This is a genomic window from Bifidobacterium crudilactis, assembly GCF_000738005.1.
In the GTDB taxonomy this organism is placed as follows: Bacteria; Actinomycetota; Actinomycetes; order Actinomycetales; family Bifidobacteriaceae; genus Bombiscardovia; species Bombiscardovia crudilactis.
In genome coordinates, this window is record NZ_JHAL01000005.1 from 17,189 (window position 1) to 35,388 (window position 18,200).

At 55.1% G+C, this 18,200-nt stretch carries 12 protein-coding genes; 3 read left to right on the forward strand and 9 right to left on the reverse strand.

Annotated features, from left to right (window positions below; genetic code table 11):
• Positions 1-83: 83 nt before the first annotated feature.
• The 6 genes from DB51_RS09555 to DB51_RS09585 form a co-directional block, all read right to left on the reverse strand.
• A complete protein-coding gene (locus tag DB51_RS09555; RefSeq protein ID WP_034254702.1) occupies positions 84-1,124 on the reverse strand; it encodes an NAD(P)-dependent alcohol dehydrogenase in 1,041 nt (346 codons plus the stop codon).
• 122 nt (positions 1,125-1,246) lie between these two features.
• Complete coding sequence (locus DB51_RS09560) at positions 1,247-2,413, reverse strand: MalY/PatB family protein (RefSeq protein ID WP_034254676.1); 1,167 nt, start codon at positions 2,411-2,413, stop codon at positions 1,247-1,249.
• A 42-nt stretch (positions 2,414-2,455) separates the two neighbouring features.
• Positions 2,456-3,427, reverse strand: coding sequence for a DUF3737 family protein (locus DB51_RS09565; protein WP_338023818.1), 972 nt, complete (start codon positions 3,425-3,427; stop codon positions 2,456-2,458).
• Positions 3,428-4,612: 1,185 nt separating this feature from the next.
• Entirely contained in the window at positions 4,613-6,400 is a 1,788-nt protein-coding gene (locus tag DB51_RS09575) for an oleate hydratase (protein WP_034254682.1), read from the reverse strand.
• 56 nt (positions 6,401-6,456) lie between these two features.
• Complete coding sequence (locus DB51_RS09920) at positions 6,457-7,218, reverse strand: TetR/AcrR family transcriptional regulator (RefSeq protein WP_051867569.1); 762 nt, start codon at positions 7,216-7,218, stop codon at positions 6,457-6,459.
• A gap of 1,460 nt (positions 7,219-8,678) precedes the next feature.
• A complete protein-coding gene (locus DB51_RS09585) occupies positions 8,679-9,632 on the reverse strand; it encodes a helix-turn-helix transcriptional regulator (RefSeq protein WP_084674762.1) in 954 nt (317 codons plus the stop codon).
• 141 nt (positions 9,633-9,773) lie between these two features.
• Between DB51_RS09585 and DB51_RS09590 the strand changes: the two genes are divergently transcribed.
• The 3 genes from DB51_RS09590 (at position 9,774) to DB51_RS09600 (ending at position 12,521) form a co-directional block, all read left to right on the forward strand.
• Complete coding sequence (locus tag DB51_RS09590) at positions 9,774-10,376, forward strand: sugar O-acetyltransferase (protein WP_034254684.1); 603 nt, start codon at positions 9,774-9,776, stop codon at positions 10,374-10,376.
• Entirely contained in the window at positions 10,369-11,787 is a 1,419-nt protein-coding gene (locus DB51_RS09595; protein WP_084674765.1) for an MATE family efflux transporter, read from the forward strand. The genes DB51_RS09590 and DB51_RS09595 overlap by 8 nt, the downstream gene beginning before the upstream one ends.
• Before the next feature lie 74 nt (positions 11,788-11,861).
• A complete protein-coding gene (locus DB51_RS09600; protein WP_034254686.1) occupies positions 11,862-12,521 on the forward strand; it encodes a sugar O-acetyltransferase in 660 nt (219 codons plus the stop codon).
• Positions 12,522-13,088: 567 nt separating this feature from the next.
• Here the strand turns inward: DB51_RS09600 and DB51_RS09605 are convergent.
• From DB51_RS09605 to DB51_RS09615, 3 genes are all read right to left on the reverse strand, one after another.
• Entirely contained in the window at positions 13,089-13,958 is an 870-nt protein-coding gene (locus DB51_RS09605; protein WP_202962016.1) for a class C sortase, read from the reverse strand.
• 236 nt (positions 13,959-14,194) lie between these two features.
• Positions 14,195-15,736, reverse strand: a complete 1,542-nt coding sequence (locus tag DB51_RS09610; RefSeq protein WP_051867574.1) for a SpaH/EbpB family LPXTG-anchored major pilin — start codon at positions 15,734-15,736, stop codon at positions 14,195-14,197.
• Positions 15,737-15,838: 102 nt separating this feature from the next.
• Positions 15,839-18,200: SpaA isopeptide-forming pilin-related protein (locus DB51_RS09615; RefSeq protein WP_238548369.1), on the reverse strand; the 2,362-nt coding region annotated here is incomplete at its 5' end.

Sequence of the window (18,200 nt, forward strand, 5' to 3'; positions counted from 1 at the left end):
CAGTGGAATGAGGGGGATCGGCAACCACTGCTTGCTCCGCGCGCTCCGGTTGACCGGTCAAGTCAACCAAAGACACCTTTTACTCAGGATAGGGTCGACATATCAATGACAAAACGGTATCGCACGTCCGAGGAGAGCACACGCTTCCAAGCCTCGTTGATCTGGTCGGCCGCAATGACCTCGACTTGCGGAGCGACCCCGTGCTCGGCACAGAAGTCGAGCATCTCCTGGGTTTCGGCAATCGACCCTGTCGCTGATCCTGCATAGGCACGTCGAGCCCCAAGCAACGACTGCACGTGAAGACTCATGGGCTTCGAGGGTGCACCAACATTCACCAGTGTCCCGTCCTGTGCAAGCATAGAGAGGTACCCGTCGACGTCAAGCTCAGCACTGACTGTGTTCACGATCAGATCGAAAGTGCCGGCGAGCTGATTGAAGGTTTCCGGGTCGCTGGTCGCGTAGTAATGACTCGCTCCGAAGCGCAACCCGTCATCCTTCTTCTTCAAGGTCCGTGAGAGCACGGTGACTTCGGCTCCCATCGCGGCCGCGAGTTTGACGCCCATATGCCCCAGTCCGCCAAGTCCCACTATTGCGACTTTCTTGCCCGGGCCGGCTCCCCAGTGCCGCAGTGGTGAGTATGTGGTGATCCCTGCGCACAGCAGCGGGGCCGCAGCTTCGAAGGGTATCTGTTTAGGCAGGCGCAGCACGAAATGCTCGTCGACCACGATATGAGTGGAGTAGCCGCCTTGGGTGATGGTGCCGTCGCGGTCGAGGGACCCATAAGTCTGAGTATTGCCCTTCAGACAGTATTGTTCAAGCCCTGCCTTGCAGTTCGTGCATTCACCGCACGAGTTCACCATAGTGCCCACACCGACTCGGTCACCAACCGCAAAACGCGTGACGTCTGATCCCGTTTCCTGCACGATGCCGGCGATTTCATGACCGACGGTCAACGGGAAGGGCACAGTACCCCAATCCCCATGCACAGTATGGATATCGGAATGGCACACCCCCGCCCAAACAATCTTGATCAGGACATCATGAGGCCCTGTTTCACGGCGTTCGATACTGCCACGAATCAGGGGATCAGTGCTTGAAGTCGCTCGTATTGCTGATACACGCATGGTCTGCTTCCTTTCTACAGCGCCCATGCCGCCCGATGCGGTCATGGAACCATCACCACGAATTGCACCACCACCCGGTAGCGCTGACGAGTCTCCGCTGAAACGGGTACCCATAGAGACTCCTAATGTCTCTTCCACTCCCTGATGCCACGGGCGAGTCGTCCAAGCCCATCATCAAGCGTGGCGCGCGGGCAAGCAAGGTTCATGCGCAGGAACCGATTGCCGTTGCCCCGGTACACTGCGCCCGCCGAGAGGATCAGGCCGGTCTCCTCACGCAAGAAGTCCGACAGCGCGACACTGTCATCACACACGGCACCACAATCAACCCACATCAAATAGGTGGCATTCGCTGCAACGGTGCGCAGCTCGGGAATGCTGCTGTCGATGAACGACCTGGCATGCTCGCGGTTGGCTTGCAGATATACGCGTAGCTCGTCCAGCCACGGCCCGCACCTGGTAAAGGCAGTGATCGTGGCGACTACCGCAAAATCGTTGGATTCTGCCACTTCGTCACGGTTCAGGCCCTTCACTACTCTCATGCGCAGCTCGTCGTCGGGTATGATGACGGCCGCACCCTGCAGCCCCGCGAGGTTGAAGGCTTTGGATGCGGATACGCAGGTGACGCTCTCCCGCGCACACGCATCGGACACGGAGGCGAACGGAGTATATGAAACTCCGGGTGCGGTCAGATCGCAGTGGATCTCGTCCGAAATCACCGTCACCCCATGCCGCTCGCAGATGTCCCCGACCGCTAGCAGCTCGTCCGCAGTCCAGATGGTTCCGGTCGGGTTGTGCGGATTGCAGAAGATCAGCAGCCGTATCTCAGGGTCGGACAACGTGCGCTCCAAGGAGTCGAGATCCAGATGGTACGCGCCGTTCACATAATCCAGATCGCAGGAGACCACCTCGCGACCACTGTTGAGAATGGAATTGAAGAAGATGTTGTAGACCGGCGCGACCACCGCGACCTTGCCATCAGGCTGACTCAGTGTACGTACACACGATGATAGTGCCGGCACCACGCCGGTGCAGAAGTCCACCCACTGCGGATCGACGTTCCAATCGTGCCGATCGCACCACCAGCGAGCCACAGCCTGCCTGAACTCGTCAGGGATGTCTGTATACCCGTAGACCCCATGTTTGGCACGGGCGACGATTGCCTCGGTAATATCGGGTGCAGCACGAAAATCCATATCCGCTACCCACATGGGCAGTTCACCTTGAGCCACATTCCACTTTGTTGAGTAGGTGCCCGAACGGTCCACCGGCTTGTTGAAATCATAAGTCATCTCATGTCCCTTTCGAGCTATGCTGCGACTGCGCTGTTCAAGCTAGTGTTGCTGGGTGATTATCGTGGTACGGGACGGGTCGATCCGGTTCGGTTCCATGATCAGCTCGTCGATGCTCTCGCACTGGATGCGCCCGGATGCGGGGTTCATCACCGAGTCGATGCTACCTTCAATTTCAGCATCCACCGTGGAGTACTCGAACGCCAACGTCGTGTTGATCAGACGGCACCCGCGCATCACAAGATTGTCGATGTAGCATAGGCCTTGCAGGCTTTCGATGGTGCAATTGATAAAGGTGAGATTCTTCGAGTTCCATCCGAGATATTCGCCGATGATCGTTGAATCACGCACGGTCACGTTCTCGCAGTTCCAGAACGCGTCCTTGGACAGCAGCGTCGAATCGCGTACCTCAATGTCATGGCCGCCATCGAAGGCGTAATTCCCGTTGAGGCGGAGACGCTCAGCTTTGACATTCCCCGAATTCATGCCGAAATAATCGCCGTTCACCTGTACGTCGCGCAAGGCCACACGCTCGCAAGTCCACAGCGACTCCTGGGCGTTGGGCATAGCAACATGATTGAGAGTGATATCAGAAGACCTGCGGAAGGTCTTCGGTGCAGCGATTAACGTATCGGTCATCGTGATACCGTGAGTGTACCAAATACCTGAACGAGCCGTATCCAGCAAATCTCCACCACACACCTCAGCCTGCTTCGTGTACCACAAAGGATACTTCCATTCAAAGGAAGTGTCACGCACGTTAACATCGTGACTCTCCTTGAGTGGCGACTCCCCGGCCTGGAATATGCTATGACTAATCTCAAGTCCTTCTTCGTGGAATAGAGCGCGCTCCCCAACCAAGACCTGCTGCGCCACCTGCTTCCGATGGCACTGAGACCGATGCCCCTTCGGTACACACTCACTCATGTACTCGTATTCCCCTCTCCCATTGCAGACTGCAGCGTCACATCCGCGTATCGAAAATGCGACAGCTTTCACACAGTTTCCGCGCATAATCCTATGCACCCCAACACCTGCAGGTCAATCAACAAGGGGGACCCTGACACAGCCTCTTTAGGCGTCCATCACATGTCAACCGCATTATCTATCACCATCGATGACTTCACCTTTCTTCCCCGAAAGGGCTCAAACTCCAACGGGAGCACACCTGGTTCTGAAGAGCATGCAGGCCGATTCACCAGAAACATCTCACCACTGTCGCGCCGGGCAGCTAAACCCCAAACCAATATCTTCAGAACCCCAGTCCACCACCAACGATATTGACCCGATCAGTGTATTGCCACATACGTCAATGAGTTCTCTTCCTTGAAGTGGTAAAAGATGGGGGTACATAATATGGCATCACCCTCGCATGCACTATTTTCAATAGTTTTTAGCCATCTTGTGTTCTCTCCCCAGCACTACAGTTGTTTAATGGTCAGTCCAATGTGACCGGCCTTTTGTTGCTGCTCCGGTGTTTTCACTTGTTTTCAGGGTTTCCCGCTCGATCCGTCTTGACGCACGGTGGTGTGTTTTCGCTTGTTCTTTCTTGTTCAGCGTGGTCATTCAAGTGGTAAAAGCAGCATGGTTCACCGTTGCAGCGAACCTGAATCCTGAAGATCTTGTAGTTCACCGGCACCAACAAGCCGCCAAGGACGCGCCAAACCGGGTCAGCGAGGCGAACGGGGCCGGTGATGACGATCCTGCTGTATGAACTCTTACGCGCGCGCCATCGCGTCAATAGCCGTATTGAATGCAGTTCACAAGTGCTTGCAGCTGCAACAAGTCTTCTTCTTGCGCCTTGATGAGCGTAAAGAGCAGTCACGTGATTCAGCAATCATTTTCATGCTGATCGTACTGGGTGAGGGTGTTGAGAGCCGGGCTCGTTGACGCTCGATTGTCGGGAATGGACAAATTGCCTCGCGTGGAGCGGATTCCAAAGGAGGGGAAACGCTTAGCCACAGATTCATAACGTCGTGGTCTGCCCGAACGATGGTGAGGAGGAGCTTACCACCATGGTATTGGGCATTACAGATCCAGCACGTGAGCACCCAGTGTCAGCGACCCGTTTGACATGGAAAGTAGGCCTTGCCTTAGCGTTGAGTATAATAATCGGAAATCACTTTTGAAATCGGGTTTGCGCATCTACTTGTCAGATGCGCAAACCACTAGGCCTTCACCGCGGCATGAACTTATATATCAGAGAAGATGGGATTCTTTGAGCAGCTCTTCCACCCAAGTGCCTTGAATCTTGTGCAATGCTTTGCTTTTCACAAGATCGGGTATCGGGAATTTGGTGGGGAGAGGGGCTTCGGTGAGGCTTTTCCTGTCACGCAGATAGAATGCGGCTTTCAGTAGCTCTCTGATGTCGTAAGCGGATCCGAATACCTCAGGTATGGCGCGTTCTATATCGAGGAATGTGTAGACTGCCTCCATTGCCGTACGCACGGAGTACTCGGTGGTGAATACCGTGTCTCTGGTGGGGGATTCAGCGAAATTGCCAATGAAGGCAAGGTTCTTTGATCCTTGAGGTATGACCGCCGGTCTATCGCCTGCCTTGCGCGGCATGAAGTAGCTCGTGATGAACGGCATGTATACAGGGTTGGTGTTGATGGAATCCTGTTTTGCGAGTTTCGGGATCAGCGCCTCTGGAACACCCAAGTGATAGAGCCACTCCTGCGTTATTTCCTCGCCGGTGCACTCGGTGATTTTCTTGTGCACGTAGTTGCCTTCAGTATCGGAATACAGGCCGTATATCCACACGGTGGTTTCATTAGGTCGTTGTTCTTTGAAATGCGGTTGACGATGCACGGCGAAACTCAGCAGCCAGTTGGAATCGGTGACGGTGATGATACCGCCAGTATTGATTTTGTTGTCATGCAGAGGCCTCTTTGTCAGACGCTCAATATAGGGATCAACTTCAGTGTTCTCTATGGTTGCCGTCGCTGAGATGAACCAGCTTCGTTGAGGCAGTCCCTTATAGAACACCTCAGGATGTCCGAACTCGGGTGACTGTTTAGCGAGGTTCTCCCAAAGCGTCCAGCTGCCTCCTGGCTCCTTGGTGATGGGAGCAGGAGTGTGATGGTCTCCGTAGGTCGTCGATTCGGTGATGGAACCGTTGGTGACGAAGACCAGATCATCTTCACCCAAGGACTGTTCCTGATCCTCGCCATTAACTGTGAGGATCAGTTTCTTGGCAACGATGCCGTCCCCACGAGACTCGACTGCAACATTACGAACAGTGGTGCCGTAACGAATGTCGACATGGTGTTCCTCAAGGTATGCGAGGAGGGGCTTAACCATGGAATCATACTGGTTGTAGCGGTTGAATTTGAGCGCGGTAAAATCGGGTAACCCATCGATATGATGAATGAACCGCATAAGATAGCGACGCATCTCGGCAAGCGAGTGCCACTTTTCAAATGCAAACATTGTCGCCCAGTAGTACCAGAAATTGCTGGCGAAAAAGTCCTCGGAGAAGAAGTCCTCGATGGTCTTATCACCGGTTTCGCTTTCGGACATCAGTATCAGTTTGACGATTTCCTTCTGCGCGTTATCCGTGAGTGTGAAATCACCGTCGGTGGGTTCGCGGTCACCACGGTCATGGATGAGACGACAGTTTGAAGAATTCGGGTCGTCTTTGTCCAGCCAGTAGTATTCATCAAGATACGAGGCTCCAGGAATTTCCAAGGATGGAATGGACCGGTACATGTCCCACAGGCATTCAAAATGGTTCTCCATTTCGCGACCACCTCGGGTGATGAACCCTATATCAGGTCGCTGAATGCCATCAAGTGAACCTCCTGCTAACGGCAGTTCCTCCAATAAATGGATGCGTTCCCCAGCAACCTGCCCGTCTCGGATGAGAAACACGGCGGCCGAAAGACCAGCCAGTCCGGTCCCGACAATATAAGCGGACACTGAGTCAGATCGAGCTGGTTTACGTGGGTGGACGAACGCTTCGTAATTACCACTTGAGTAATGCATGGTACTTCCTTTCGAAGGTAGTGACATATCTGGTGAATTGTGTTGCGGCACAACTGTTAGGAGACATCGCTTGCCGGGACGACGTTCAGCCAGGAGCCGTCTTCGTCGCTGGCGCGGTTTGCTGGTGTGCTCAGATTCGGCTCACTGTTACTGAGTGTGGCGTGACGTAAGGCGATGCTTTGAAAACCCTCGACAATAATCTGAATCTGCATGCGAAGACTCATCGAACCGGCACTCGCGAACCTGGTGGCTGGGTTCAAATCCGTCTCAGGTAAAGCAATATCGAAATGCAATGCAGCGAAGATTGCGCGGGCGGTCAGTCGTGTCAGCAAACTATGGGCATCGATATGCACTGCACCGCCAAGCACACCTGCGACCTCGCTTTCAAATCCTCTGACCAAATCAATTCCCGCACGTCTGTACCGGTCATTGGAATCGCCGAACAGTAGTTCCTTGTGATATCTGGCAAAGTTTCCAGCTTCAGGACTGTTCATGGCATTGGCTATGGGAAGAGAAAGGGCAATGATACGCTCACAGAGGTTGGCGTCCTCAGGAAGATCATTCTGAGTGTTCCTACCAGCTTGTATGGCCTGTTCAAGCGAAGAGTTGTACACCATGAGAAACAGCTCGGTTTTCGATGACGCGTGATAGAACAACGTTCCGATACCAATATCAGCCTTGTCGGCAATTTGTTGGACGGTAACTGCGTCATAACCCTTTTCCGAGAACAGTCTATGTGCAACCTCGAAAATCTTCGCACGTGTAGCCATGGCGTTACGCTCACGGCGGTTAATCTTCACCGCGATCTGTGGTCCCATGCGGCCTCCTCCAACGACAGTAATTAAAATGCATCGCAACGTTATCGAGTATACTCTATTTCGAACACACTCGAAAGATTGTAGTATTCTGCACGCTGTCCGCAGCACAAACTGCATCATCAAGGGTCCTTTGGCGGTACTTGTTTGCAATTGGTCAGCTCACACGAATGCGATCTTGATGCGCCGCTGCTCAATGCCACTTGAGATGACATTCTCGAGACGAATTGTGGAAACGCTTCAAGGCCACAAGGTGAGGTCTGTCTAGATTCCTTTGAGAATCCCTCTACGCGCACAACCAGCCTCTGGTCTTGACTTGAATCCCACCCTGGCTTTCAGCATCGCACCGCGCACTCAACCTCCGCTCGCATCTCCTTCGGACTGACATACACGGCGACACCTAGCATTGTTTCAACCGTTCACACCATGCGTAGGCCCCAGACAGACAATCTGGACATAACACAAAGTAACCAATACGAATATCTCCAACCCTATCTACCGGCGAAGTCCACGCATGCCGCACTTTGTGCTTTATCACAATCACTCTTCAAGTGCCCGTCGGCTGCTTTCCTCATACTCATATAGCCGTCGCATAAAGGAAATTCTTAAGTCGATAAGCGATCGTATGGCGCTCTTCCGACTCATACACAACTATCTCTATATAGCCGCGGACAAACACCGATCACCTCTCACCACTTGCAGAACCACCACCATCAACAGATGATCCCCGACCGCACAGAGTTCGACAAGTGCCCCCCTCAGCTCCACCTGAGGGGGAAGTGTCGAACTCTATGTTCAGCACTTTCCCCGTTTGTTTTGCTTTGGGGAGCTCGCCGAGGACGATCTCCTGTCCACCATCGAAGAACCACGATGCGATAGTCAGCCTCTTGCCCCCACGAAGATCTTGTCAATGCAGTAGTCGGATGGTTCTCCGAAATAGCGCCAAAGTGCAGGTTTTCAGCATCGTGTCACTTCGCAACAACGACTGTTGAGAATCGGGCATGCATGCTATTGCTATCGCACCGCTTACCAAGACAAATTTGGCAATGTTGAAATTCGGCGACTGGTTTCACATGAAGCCGTCCCTGCATCAACAAGCCCGAGTCCTTGTTACATGATGTCGTGCTCAATATCAGCATCAGGTCAAACAGTTACCGCCGTTCTCTTCATACGCGGCCTGCAGTATAACCGTCAGTTCTGGCAGACCCATGACGAAGCCATGGTCCGAGGCTTGAAAACAGATTTGGAAAATCCACAAGGGGCGTCGATCCAGATCATATACATTGCACTCAGACGACCATAATTGCCACGGATGTGGCGAGATCGTAGGCAAGATTCCGTGCACCTTCCAGGAAGCGAATCCTCTTTCCCGGAGAGTGTTGAGCGGTCATGAAACAATCAGGACCGTCACACTGTCACGTGTCATTTCGGAACCTGCCTCCGCCGTAAAAACAACCGGCACGTTAATCATGTGTGTTGCGGAACGCTTTCGGCGTGCATCCCATGACCTTATTAAATGTTTTAGCAAAGTAACCAGCTGATGAGAAGCCTGTGTTCTTTGCCACTGACGCCACTGGGAGTTCGGTGTCCCTGAGCAGTCCAGCTGCCGCATGGACTCTCATACTGACGGTATATTGCATTGGCGTCTGAGCGAGAGTGTGTCGGAAGATTGCCCCGCAGGTGCTGCGTCCCACGGCACCTGCACATGCTATATCGCTGAGCGTGATGTTTTCCATGTAATGATGTTGGATATAATCCGTCATTGCCCGCATTGCCGAGAGCGTCGTATCTTGATGCGTAGATGCCGGGTTATTCTGCGCACGGGGTTCCTCTCGTTCGACCAGATCCTTAATGATGGAGAAGAAGACGCTGAGCGCCGTAATGGCTAACGTCCTGTCGTCGGACGCTTGGAATAATCGATCGAGTTGGTGAACGATGTTTCGTCCGGTCGCATCCTCGGGCCTCAACAGGGCAAACGGGATGTCCTTGTTTTCGATAAGCGGCAGGATGAAGTGCCGATACACTTCAGGCGGTGCACCGACCCGTATCGGATGTATCAGTGCGCAATAGAAATCGCATTCCTCACCGTCATCGGAGAAACCGTAATGCAGCGCTCTGGAATTGATGAAGATGGCCTCGCCTTCATCGACGCGAACGATCTCTCCGTTCACGAAATACATCATGTGACCTTTGAGGACCCTGGTGAATTCCAGATCCATATGCCAGTGGCAGATTGCCCTCATCCTTGGGTACAGACTGAGGCGACCTTGCTGAAGGTACAGGAATGTGGTCGGATACCTGTACCGCACCGACTCGGACCCGTCAGGCCTCACCGTGATGGCACTGGGACAATTCAATGCCATCGCGGCATTGCGACGAGACTCTTCCATACTGCCTGCAAGTGTATGTTCATTCATACGGTTTAAGCGTAGATGAATTTGGTAAATATTACTATTTTCAGAGCAGTATTTGTCAATACTCTAGGGTTTTTTGGGCGTATCTATCATTACAGTGGTCGCGTGGATACACAATCAACACCTGAAACAGAAAAAGAACGCATGCTCTCCGGCGAGTTGTACATCGCCCAGGATCCTGAACTGGCACGAGATAACAGGCGCAAACGCCGATTGGTCTGGGCAATCAACACCTCCGCTTGGGATGCATCCGACGAACGCATGAAACTGTTCGATGAACTCTTCGGAGCTCTGGGCGAGAATGCCTGGCTGGAGCCGCCGTTCAACTGCGATTACGGTTCGAACATTGTTATCGGCAAGAACTTCTACGCCAACATGGATTGCATATTCCTAGATGTAGCACGCATCACCATAGGCGACAACGTTTTTTTCGGACCACGAGTGGGCCTGTACACCCCCTATCATCCGATAGACGCAACGGTTCGCAACGCACAGATGGAAGGCGCGCTGCCGATCACCATCGGGGACGATGTCTGGTTTGGAGGCAATGTAGTGGTGGGACCAGGCATCACCATCGGTTCCGATGTCGTTATCGGAGCCGGTTCTGTGGTGGTCAAGGACATTCCCCCGCATTCGGTGGCGGTTGGTAATCCCTGCCGCGTGATCCGCAGGATCTCCGACGAAGACCGGAGATATTGGATGGACAAAGCCAGGGCATACCGACGCAGCAAAAGCGGCGATGAGTAAGGACCCGCCGTCGCCGCCCCGGGGCCGGACCGAACTCCGGGATCGTAACGGTAGGCAGCCGACGCAATGGCACCTCTTTCTGAAATCGGTGCTGCCTTTGGCTGGACCGATAGCATTTCAGCAATTCATGCTCGCGCTGTCCTCATCCGTGGATTCATTGATGCTGGCAGGGACAGGTCAGGAGGAGCTTGCTGCGGTCGCGCTTGCCGCGCAATACCAATTCTTCTTCAGCCTTTTCCTCGCCGCCCTGACGTTGGGCATGAGTATCCTCGTAGCCCAATACTGGGGTGCAGGCAATACGCATGCCATCGAGTCGATTCTGTCGTGCGTCATGAGATACGCCGTGCTGTTGTCTCTCATATTCTGCGCGGTGCTCGCCACGATTCCCCGGACACTCATGCACCTAATGACCAACGATCCCATGCTGATCACGCTCGGCGCGCAGTACCTTCGGGTGTCCGCGGTGTCATACGTGTTCCTGGGAATATCCCAGATCTATCTGTGCCTGATGAAGAACACGGGATTCGTGGTCATGAGCACGGCGGTCAGCTCTGTCGGCGTGCTCATACACATCATTGTGAATGCAACGCTCATTTATGGCCACTTCGGATTCCCTGCTTTAGGCATCCTAGGCGCCGCCTTGTCATCAATCGTCTCTCGAGCGTTCGAATGTATCTGGCCTCTTTTGCATTCACTATGCGGAGGTCGAATCCGCGTGCAACCAACCCTGATGCTGCGAACGCAACGAGTGCTGGAACGTGATTACTGGAGATACTGCCTGCCGGTGCTCGGCAATGAAATCGTCTGGGGCGGCGGTTTCATGGTGTACACCGTCATCATGGGGCACCTCAATACCGACGCGATTGCCGCGAACTCCATCGCGAACATCGTCAAGGACCTCGTGGTCTGTTTCTGTTTGGGCTTGGGCAACGGAGGAGGTATCTACATCGGAAACCTGCTCGGTCAAAACAGGCTGTCGGATGCCAAGGAGACTGCCCGAAGACTCTGCCATCTAGCAATAGCGGTGGGTGCGCTCACCGGTGGTGTCATCCTGCTGTTACGCCCATTCATCCTGCACGCCACCAATCTCTCGCCGCGCGCCAACGAGTATCTATCGTGGATGCTCATCATCTGCTCGTATTACGTGGTCGGCAAATCCATCAACTCCACAACCGTCGCGGGCATCTTCCCCGCAGGAGGGGACGCACGCTTCGGACTGTTATGCGACAGTGTGACCATGTGGATCATCGTGATCCCACTCGGCATGATGGCGGCCTTCACCTGGAAGCTGCCGGTGCTATGGGTATATGCGCTGCTCAACGTCGACGAAATCATCAAACTGCCTGCAGTATTCGCCCACTACCGGCGATACGGTTGGCTGCACAACGTCACTCGGGCGACAACCGACTAATTCATCCGATGCCCCGCCAGGCATCGGCCACAATAATTACAGACCACGAAAGCAATGCGAAGGAGCGGATTGACATGAGAACCATGCGCGAACGGATCAACGAAGGGCTGCTGTTCACCGACAACTGCGAAGGCCTTCCCGAAGAGCGGACCGCCGCGAAGCGGCTGATGTACCAGTTCAACAACAGCGACCCCGACGATGTCGAGCAGCGTGCGGCGCTCATCGCCAGAATCTTCGGCATCAGCGCGCAGCAAGCCGCCACATTCTGGGTGGAACCACCGTTCTGCTTTGCGTACGGCACCCACATCAAGGTTGGCGGCGGCACATACATCAACGCGAGTTGCAATTTCATCGACGACGGAACGCTGACCATCGGCGACCATGTCATGTTCGGACCAAATGTCAACATCGCAACCGTCAGCCACCCCATCAACCCAGCCATGCGAGGATACATGTACGCAAGCCCCGTCACTATCGGCAACGACTGCTGGATAGGAGCCGGAGTGACGATCTGCCCAGGAGTGACCATAGGAGCCGGAACCACAATCGGCGCAGGAAGCGTAGTCACCAAAGACATCCCCGCAAACGTCGTAGCGGTCGGCAACCCATGCAGGACACTACGCGAGATTGGCCCTGACGACCTCAACAACTACAATCACGGTCACCCCTTCGACCCATCGGATCTGGACGAAGAACGACAGCTCCGGGACCGACCGTTCCAATCCGAAAGATAAGTGGTTTCTCAGCGGCCATACCACCTCCAACAAAGCAGAACCTGAATCATCCCAAACAGTCGACTTTGCTGGAGGACCTTCCGACAGGGCTTGCACTGCCAGATCAATGACCAGCCGCTATCCAAAACCCGAGCGAAGATCCGCAACCACAACGACCTTGTCAAAAAACCGACAGAGCGTAGGACCGGCCCTCACCACAGACGATGCAGGTGCCGCTAATGCGATCTGAAGAAAGTGCTTATAAAAAGAAAACACCAAACTCAATAATGAGCATTCCAAAGCGATAGATGTTGCCCGCGCGTTAACCAAAGCGATGCTGTCAAACCAAAAAGTCTCCAATCCCATACAGCCGCAGCCAACCGTTCTTGCAATTCTTAAGCCTCCCGCAACACCGTCACCATCAACAGGTGATTGACTGCACAAAGTTCGAATGCGCCCTGTGTCCTTCCTCTAAGGGGAAAGTGTCAGACTCCGCATTCTCCACTCCCCCTGTTTGCTTCGCACTCGTGCAGCACTTCCCTGACCCATGACCTGCCTGCCCGGCGAAAGCTTCGCTCAAGACTCGCGCTAACGGTGCATGTGAATGTGTTGCCCTGAGATGCTGGGATGCAGGGTACGGTACAGCCAGATGAGGTCGAGGAGAGTGACGGCGATGAGGATGAACAGCCACCAAGGGGTCCCGGGCACGTCGGGCGTATCCGAGGCGGCGGCGACGGACTGAGGCGGTGTGGGTGTCACACGTTCCCCGGTTACGAAAATCCTCTGGGTGTTGATGCCCAACGGCGTGCAGGTGACCAAGGTGACCAGGTCCTTGCCCTCGACGGCTCGCAGCGACTGCGTCTGGTCGGGATCGACCACCTTTATGTCGTTCACCCGGTAGGTCAGCGCCTGTCCGAACGTGGACACGGTGAACAAATCACCTTTGTTGACCTTGTCCAGATTGGTGAACATGGTGGCCTGCGCCAATCCTCGATGCCCCGTCAGGACGGCATGCGTGCCCTTGCCTCCCACAGGCAACGACGTTCCCTCGAGATGCCCGACTCCTCTGAGCAAGGTCTCATCCGAAGTGCCATGGTAGATAGGCAGATCGAGACTGATGCTGGGCATCTGGATGCGGGCCATCAGCCCTCGCCCTGCATCCAAGGCCTGTTCATACAGGGCATGCAGCCCCTCGCCCTGGCTGCTTCTAGGAACGTTTGAGTTCGCCTTGTAGAGCGCGTCGGAAGTCAGACGGCTGTTGTATTCACGGGCGAGCTCCAGAGCTTTCGCATTGGCAGCCGCATCGGATCGACCTGCCGGGACTCCGCCCGCCACCACAGCAGATTGGTTGTACTGCGACACCCACGATGCCGCCCACGGGTAGCACAGCACCAACGCCCCGGCCAGTACCAACACGGCAGCCATCACCGACAGCAAGCTATCACGACGAACACTCATGACGTGTACCTCCTCATGCAAATATGGACGGGTCCCGTACGTCATCACAGACGCACGGGACCCGAACTTCATGCACGCGGATGACGCGCAGATCACACCGTCTCAGGGGAAAATGTAGAGACGGTGAGATCTTGCGCACGGCGCGTGCCGGCTACCCGATGGGGAACCGGAACCGAACACGACCGCATTAACCAGGGCGCCGATGCCGCATGCACCGTCGACGCCCATGACTCACATCACTTCAAGGAACGACGACGTGCTACGAGCACACCGGCACCCGTCATCATCGCCAAACCTGCGAGAACCATAACCACCATTGCGGTCGAGCCCGTTTGCGGTAGACCCGGTACATGCTGCTTGGTGTTCTTGATGGTGACATCGACACCGGCGCTCTGCCCGGTCTTCACAGTGACGGCCGTCAGTGCCGCATCACCTTCAGGCAGGACGAACCCGGCTGGAGCCTTGACTTCCTTGACCACATAACAACGCTGGGTGGCATCGATCGGAGCGTTCTTGGAATCAGAGACGAACAGGCCGGCGACGGTGATTTTCCCACTGGCATCGGAGGTGAATGTGCTTTCCCCGTTTACGGTGACCGCATTGCCTGTGGTTGCGGTCGACGTGCATGAACCCGCGTAAGCGTCCTTTGCTGCGTATACCTCGAACTGCGCACCGGAAAGACCTGCATCGGCCTTATCGGCATCCACCTTGCTGATGACCAGATCGCCCCAGTTCTGATGCACTTCCGGAGAAACGGGAGGCGTCACCGGAGGATTGACTGGAGGGGTAACCGGAGGAACAGGAGGCTCGTTTGATACCTGAGTGTCTGCATACAGGCTGGCCCTGTTCGGGATGACGCCGTTGCCGAGGGAGTTCACGGTTCCTTTGAACGTCGTCACGACACTTTTGCCCGGGATGGTCTTCAGCCAAGCGAGGCCTTCTTTGGTGAAGGAAACGTCAACGGCCTGGCCAGTAACCGTCACGGTGTAGTAGGACTTATCAACCGCTTGTCCATCCACAGTCACCGACAGGTCGCTTACCGGAGTCAAACGCGAATCCAGGTCATCATGAATGATGTAGTACTTATAGTTGGCGTTATCCGCGATCTTCGGGACCAGTGTGGTGACCGGGAATTGGGCAACCGAACCGATTCCCAGACCTTGTTGCGACAGCACGGTCTTGTCCACGGTGGTGCTGCCGTTCTTTGGGTAGACGTTGACGTCATACAGCCAACCCTTGGTGTTGTCATTATCCGGGAAAGGAATCGTGACGATGAATGACTGGGCGATATCGACCACGGTGGAGGGACGGTTGGTCTCGACCACGACATAGGCGGCTACCGGAAGATTCCCGGCAGTGGCTTTGCCCTGGGCATCCGTGGTGACGGATTCGACCTTTACAAAACCGTACGTTTGGCCGTTCACGGCAATCGTGGTGGTGCCGGGTGTCACCGTCTGCGGAGCCTTGGCTTCGGACAGCCCGTTCCAGGAATCGGTATTGCCAAGGTCAAGACCGTCGATGCGGTAGACGGTGAATTCGACGTTAGCGATTCCTGGTGTATCGATGTCAGTTGATCCGTCGGGCTTGGCAGTGGCATCGGTACCGTTCTGATGCTCATGCTTGTGGATGATGATCGAACCGGTTTTCGACGTATCGATATTGCCGAACTCCGGCGTTGTGGTCGCGGCGTTCGCCACGACTCCGGTCATCCCCATCGCCAAAGCCCCAGCGAGGCCAACGGCGATTGAGAGAACCTTTTTGGTTCTGTCCCAACTCATATTTCTCTCCTTATTGGTTGAAAAATTCATACCGCAATAGCGGTAATGTCTTGTAGGTCCCCTGTTCAGGACAGCGGTGTGCGCCCTGAAACATTGGTATGTCTAGTGCCGAGCTCCTGATTGATGCCGTGCCTGTCTGCGAGTGGACAGCACATACCAACCGCCAAAGGCCGCGGCAAGAATCAGTAAGGCCACACCGATGATCATGAACATATCGGTGCTGGTTCCTCCGGTCATGGGCAGCCCTGGAACGTCCTGCTTGGCATTGACGGCAACACCAGACTGCGAATCGATGGCGCTGACATTCAGGTGAGCGGCATCGATCGTGAAGGTGTGCTTGGTGTCGTCCACCTTGTAGCCCGCGGGGGCTTCCTTCTCGACCAAGGTGAACTGTCCCCAAGGCAGGTTCCCAGCTGAGAAACGTCCTTGCTCATCGCCGGTGATGTCCTGCGTATGCCCATCCGGAAAGGTGAGCGTCCAGACCGAGCCTTGCAGGGGGTGACCGTCATCGGCGGTCTTGCTCCACGTGGCCGTACCCGTCAGCTGCTTGTTCACCAACTCGCAGCTTGTGGAACTACCCGGTGTGATGCCTGTGACATCGCCTGAGGTCCCGGTCAGCGGAACCGTCGTCGTGGTGCCGTCTGCTGCCGTCACCACACAGGAGCCCGAAGAGAATTCATACCCCTGCTGCTGAATCTCGGCCACCGATACCACCACGCTCTGCGAAACCTCACTGAAAGTGATGGGCCAGGCATCCGCGACCGATCCGTTCGCGGCGGTCTTCTTGGTTACGGTACCCAGCAAAGCGGTCCCGGCCGGCGATTTAGTCGACAATGAGGCGTTCATGGACCAGTCGACACCCGGGGATCGTTCTCCTGTGGTGCTGAGAATGGTTTTCCTCATCGTCAGCGACGCTCGGGGAACTGCTTTATTGCCGATAGCGCCGACTTCGATCGTCGTCGATGTGTTGACGACGACCTCATGCACCTGATCGCTGAGCTCATATCCAGCAGGCGCTGCAGTCTCCTTGAGGGAGTATGTGCCCCACACCAATCCGTTCACGAGGAATCTCCCTGCGGCCGGGTCTTTGTCGAGTCCGGTACAGGATGAAGCATCCGCCGCCACACAGTCTTCGACCTTGCGGGTCGAAGAGTCACCAGCAGTCGGTCCGGTCAGCTCCCACACAGAACCTGCGAGGACCTTAGCTGCGTCGGTGCTGTCGACCTTTGACCACGAGATACCGCCGTCTTTCTTCGCAGTATTGGTAACGGTACAGGTTATTGCCGCACCCTTCCCCGCAGCCGGAGGGATGGTCACCGAACCAGATACTCCATTGCCCCGAGAAGTCACGGAACCATCGTTCTCATTGACGCATTGCCAACTCGCCTGATAGGCATCCGTAGACGAGGAGGATCCCGGTGCCATCGATTCTCCGAAGCTGTAGCTCTGTCCGGCGACGGCCACAATCGGTCCGACCTGCGCCTGTTGTATACCCGTGCTCTGACCTGAAGTCACCACACTGGAGATTTCACCGGAGCTTTGGGATGCCGACAGCCTGAACTGGTCGGTGGTCGCAGCTCGGCCACCGGGCAGGTTCTTTTTGACCGTAAGCGTCGACGGGGAGTTGCAACTGGCCAAATCGGTGCTGCTCCCCAACGAAGAGGTCAGAGTGTTGCCGATCTGTTGCCATGTCGTCGGGTTGTAGTGCGCTAATTGGCTACCATTACCGAGATAGATGGTGCCGTCTGCATCAAAAGCGATGCCATTGACGTTTCGCAGGGATATGGTCCCGGACGTCGATTTCTGGGCGTTAATCTCGCGCCCGCCGTTGTGTGCGTTTTCGGACGATTTCAATTCGCTGGCGGAGACTGTGTAGATACTTGTCGTATCACCGCTTCTGACCACATACAGATTGCCGGCAGAGTCGAAAGCCATATCCCCGTTGCTACGGCCGCTGGTCTCGCCCGTATTGAAGTACCCGAGATTCAGATAGGACCCAGTGGATACCGAATACTCGTACAACTGAAAAACTATGGAACCGCCGATTGTCTGGAACCCTCCGAAGAGATAGTTCCCATTGGCCAGGTTCACTGCACCAGTGACAAGCGCCCCTGAAAGACCGGTGTTATAGCGACTGTTCGGTACCTCACTCCATTGTCCGGAACCGGCAGTGTACTGAAGAAGTGTAGAAATGTTGCTGGCGCCGGAACCAGTGCGCACATAGGCATAGGCAACAGCGCCTTCGCTGCCGATGCCCAGACCATTAACGTCAGAATATGATGAACCCCAAGCGGGCAGGTTGCTCACGGAGCCGTTGTATTCCTTTAACGAGCCATTGCTCTGTTGAGAGTAGACATAGCCCGGAGCACATGTGAACGCACTATCTGCAGCGGCTACGGCCGGGCGCGTGGCCAGACCGAGAACCAGAAATAGCACTGCACACATCAAGAGGGCAAGGAATACC